The following is a 3,936-nucleotide window of genomic DNA, read 5'->3' as shown; positions in this document are numbered from 1 at the left end:
TTTTCATAATACTTTGTTTTAAACATTTACTTTTTTGGCAACTAACCAAGCATTTTGCCTCTGCTTTTGAAACTTACAATACTTTAACTTTTCTACATCGATATTCTTTTTCTTATTTCCATGGTTGTTTTAGAGAAAAGCTTCATTTGCAAAACAAAATTACATCGAACGCAAACCTGATAAATTTATAGGAGACGTTCAATTCGAATGAAAACAATCCTAGAAATTTCTAAAAGGCTTACTATACAAAGGATAGGTGAATGTTGGCCGGTTATTGATTCAACCGAAGCGATGGTATTTATACTGAATTTTTTAGTATATATGCGAAAAATAAAAACTGCAAAATTGATTGAATTGGTTGGGGAAAATCCTCAGTGAATTAACCAGTTCAAGTTCCCAAGCTCAATAATACTTACTAACGAAATAAAACTCCTCAACCTTTCAATCGGTTACGTCTACGCTGTTCTCGTGCCATGGCCTCGTTAACTTCTTCCTCGATAATTTGTTCATTGATATAGAGCGAAGGGTTTGATAAAAGCTGTTTTATTTTTCTTTCTTGTTGAAAGTATAACCTATTCCAATGCTGAAAAAGCTTGTGAAATTATAACTTTGATTGATCTTATTACCACCAATTAGTAGTAAACTATTGTCAGTGTTTTTCCAAAATAAAATACCTAAACCACCTCTAGTAGAGAGATATATATTTTTTGTAATATTATTTTTTAACGTTATGCCAATCACATTGTCAGAAGTGAAAACCGGACCATAGATTCGTTCATACTTAGTATAAAGGAAATCAAATTCTGATTGAGGGTTAGACACTAAAGTGTCATAGGCCGAATATACTTTTATTAATTGATTCATTAAAGAGATTTGATTTGAATAAAAAAGACCGATTTTGAAAAAATCATTTTTGTATAAATAATATTCAAATCCTAATTGGAGTCCAAATCGTTGCCCGAAATTTTCCGCAAAAGCTGAATTTTTGATAAATGTACCTATTGGGATTTGGTCTATTCTGTTGATATGGTATGTCAAACCCGTTGAAAAAGATAAATTTGGGTAGTGTCTTTTCCAATTAACACCTAAATTACTACCAATGTATACCTCATTGAAATTGAATTCGATTGAAGATTGAGATAGGAAAGAAAATGCTAAAAATAAGGCAAGACAACTTGAATAAAATTTCATACAATATTAAATTAAAAGTTACTGCGGGCTAAGCCTGCAGTAACAAAATTGATTAATTTACTTTAGTCAGATTATACTCTGACTTCCAACTTGTAAACACAATCTCCGTTTGCCAATCGAACCAATCAAAGGTGGTGGCATGAATGTTTTCTAACGAAATAAAACTCCTCAACCTTTCAATCGGTTACGTCTACGCTGTTCCCGCGCCATGGCCTCGTTCTATTATTACTCAAAGATTTATATATCGATATAGAGCTAAGGGTTTGTTAAAAACTGTTTTATTCTGTTTTACTTCCCAAACGGTATTCCAATCCTATAGTAAACAATGTGCTAAAATTCCATGCAAACCAATTAAAATATTTGTCCAAAAGCTGTTTTTCATATCCCAAAATGAAAGCTGACCCAAGGCCCATTCTCTGATTAAGATAAAGGTTATCAAATAAATTTGCCTTAAAACCAAAACCAATATTTTGTTCAACCCAAGTGAATGGTCCCCAAAACTGTATATGCTCTTTGTACAAGATAGTGCCATCTAAGGCAACATCGTAAGGTAAAAAAAATCTATTTCTCGTTCCAGAATACGTGGCTTGAAGATCATAAAAAATATAAGGTTTTATCGTTTTCGAATTTGAAAAAATCTGTCTGTTCACAAATCCTGAAATACCAAAATAATTTATTGGTTGGGTCATAAATAGTCTTTTTTTATATGTATTGAATTGGTCATCAGGATGAGCAAGTTTACCGTTTATATTATGTATATTAATCCTTAAACCTGCACCAATTTCGTATTTTGTATTTATATCTTTACTTGATGAAAAAAGAATATTTCTACCTGAAAAAGTTGAATTATAATTTAATTGAAAATTTGTTTGGGATTTTGCAGAGAATGCAATACATAGGATAAAAATCCCTAAATTATTTTTAACCATGATAAAAAAATGGAAAAGGGGTTGTATGACCACCCCTTAAAATTAATAATCAAGGCTGTATTCTCCAAATTCTAAACTGTCCTTTAGAATTGTCGTGCCATTTCGCCCAATTCAAATAAATATAAGATAAGTCAGCCATGTTATTGTTTACTAGTAAAACAGTCGCACATTAGAAATACAGTTAGTATAACCGATCCATTCGGTGCTGAAACCGAAACATCCAAGATTTACCACCGAAGCTTGGCGTTGGTGCTTACCAGAACTTTTTGCCTTTGGTGCATGTTTGATTTTAAAAGGTATATTAGAATTAATAAACCAGCAAATATTATCGCATATCGCGATATGCGATAATATTTGTTAAATGTTTCTTTTACTGGGGGTTAATTTGTATTATTGCATATCGCGATACGCAATATAATAAAATGAAAACTCAAAATCAACATCTAAAAGCTCAGGACGTTGTCATTCTTCTTAAAATAGTAAGTGATAATAATCCAGCATGGAATCAAAAAAAACTTGCAGGAGAATTAGGATTAAGTCAATCAGAAGTTAGTGAGGCAGTTTCACGCTGTAAATATTCCGGTCTTTTAGCTACAGATGGAAAATCAGTAATGAAGCACGCTCTTTTAGAATTCTTGAAATTTGGTTTGCGCTATGTGTTCCCTCAAAAACCAGGTGCATTTGTTCGCGGAGTTCCTACATCACACTCAGCTTCACCTTTAAAAGAAGAAATTCAGAGCAATGAGGTTTACGTTTGGCCATACGGAAAAGGTACTGTAAGGGGGTTTAGTATTCTGCCGTTATATTCTTCCGTTCCAGAGGCAGCATTGAGAGACACTAAATTACATGAATTGTTAGCATTAACAGATGCTTTGAGAGTTGGAAGAGCGAGAGAACGAGAAATAGCAATATTTGAACTCAATAAACGATTCGAACTTGGAAAATAAAGTTATAAATATTCATGTTGTTGCTGAAATTGCAGAGGCTCTCGGAGAAATTAAAAATGACATCGTATTTGTTGGGGGTGCGGTGGTGAGTTTATACACCGATGATCCTGCAGCAGATGAAATTCGCCCAACGAAAGACGTTGATATAACACTAGAAATAGTTAATCTGCACCATTGGCAACAAATAAATGAAAAACTTGCATCGCTTGGATTTCATCCTGACCCATATGGACATTCAATTTGCAGCTATAAATACAATGATATTCCAGTAGATGTAATGGCTGCAGAAGATGGCCCGCTCAGTCCTGCAAACAGATGGTATAAGTTAGGCTTTGAAAACCTATGGACTGTAAAAGCCAAAGAACAAGAAATCAAAATACTTTCCGCTCCATGCTATTTAGCAACAAAGTTCGAAGCCTTTAATAATAGAGGAAGTGATTATCGAACAAGTCATGACATTGAAGACATCATCTATATCTTAGATAATCGACTAAACATAGTAGAAGACATTGCAAAAGACGATGAGCGAGTTTCCATATTCATTGTAGAACAAATCAAAATAATCATTCAAAAAGGCTTGTTAAAAGAGGTGTTAATGGCGCATATTCATCCTATAATGATTGATGAAAGGCTACCAATTGTAGAAAATAAAATCTCGAAAATTGTACATTAATGTATAAGGTCAATCGCATTTGTTTTTGATGTTTTCTTGCAAATCAGCCCCGTAGTGAAAAATAAAATAGTAACTTTTCCGCCTTGGTGTGCCCACCGAGCTTTTTGCTATCTTGACGTACCCTGAGTAGTTCTCCGCCATGGCGGAGGCGTATCGAAGGGTACGGAAAAAAAGTAGGGAAAAAATCTTTGTTTAA

The 3,936-nt window shown here is 33.6% G+C and carries 5 protein-coding genes; 3 read left to right on the top strand and 2 right to left on the bottom strand.

What is annotated here, in order from left to right:
• Window positions 1–191: hypothetical protein (locus ACOYLP_RS11315; RefSeq protein WP_422856278.1), on the top strand; the 191-nt coding region annotated here is incomplete at its 5' end.
• Window positions 192–543: 352 nt separating this feature from the next.
• On the opposite strand, the gene ACOYLP_RS11310 is transcribed toward ACOYLP_RS11315, so the two are convergent.
• The gene (locus tag ACOYLP_RS11310; protein ID WP_422856277.1) at window positions 544–1,191 is read right to left on the bottom strand and encodes a hypothetical protein; all 648 of its coding nucleotides are present in this window, start codon (window positions 1,189–1,191) and stop codon (window positions 544–546) included.
• A 278-nt stretch (window positions 1,192–1,469) separates the two neighbouring features.
• Window positions 1,470–2,120: a hypothetical protein gene (locus tag ACOYLP_RS11305; RefSeq protein WP_422856276.1), complete on the bottom strand. Its 651-nt coding sequence runs from the start codon at window positions 2,118–2,120 to the stop codon at window positions 1,470–1,472.
• A 422-nt stretch (window positions 2,121–2,542) separates the two neighbouring features.
• Between ACOYLP_RS11305 and ACOYLP_RS11300 the strand changes: the two genes are divergently transcribed.
• Window positions 2,543–3,067 carry a hypothetical protein gene (locus ACOYLP_RS11300; RefSeq protein ID WP_422856275.1) on the top strand — a complete coding sequence of 175 codons (525 nt, stop codon included), beginning with the start codon at window positions 2,543–2,545 and terminating at the stop codon, window positions 3,065–3,067.
• Window positions 3,057–3,740: a hypothetical protein gene (locus ACOYLP_RS11295; protein ID WP_422856274.1), complete on the top strand. Its 684-nt coding sequence runs from the start codon at window positions 3,057–3,059 to the stop codon at window positions 3,738–3,740. Before ACOYLP_RS11300 ends, ACOYLP_RS11295 begins: the two co-directional genes overlap by 11 nt.
• Window positions 3,741–3,936: the final 196 nt, after the last annotated feature.

The organism is Flavobacterium sp., from assembly GCF_049318325.1.
Taxonomy (GTDB): Bacteria; Bacteroidota; Bacteroidia; order Flavobacteriales; family Flavobacteriaceae; genus Flavobacterium.
The sequence above is the reverse complement of the archived record's forward strand: the minus strand, read 5'-3'. Positions and strand labels throughout refer to the sequence as shown.

Bases quoted from the DNA above. Each gene is read 5' to 3' on its own strand.
- ACOYLP_RS11310 (WP_422856277.1), bottom strand. From the start codon at position 1,191: ATGAAATTTTATTCAAGTTGTCTTGCCTTATTTTTAGCATTTTCTTTC.
- ACOYLP_RS11305 (WP_422856276.1), bottom strand. From the start codon at position 2,120: ATGGTTAAAAATAATTTAGGGATTTTTATCCTATGTATTGCATTCTCT.
- ACOYLP_RS11300 (WP_422856275.1), top strand. From the start codon at position 2,543: ATGAAAACTCAAAATCAACATCTAAAAGCTCAGGACGTTGTCATTCTT.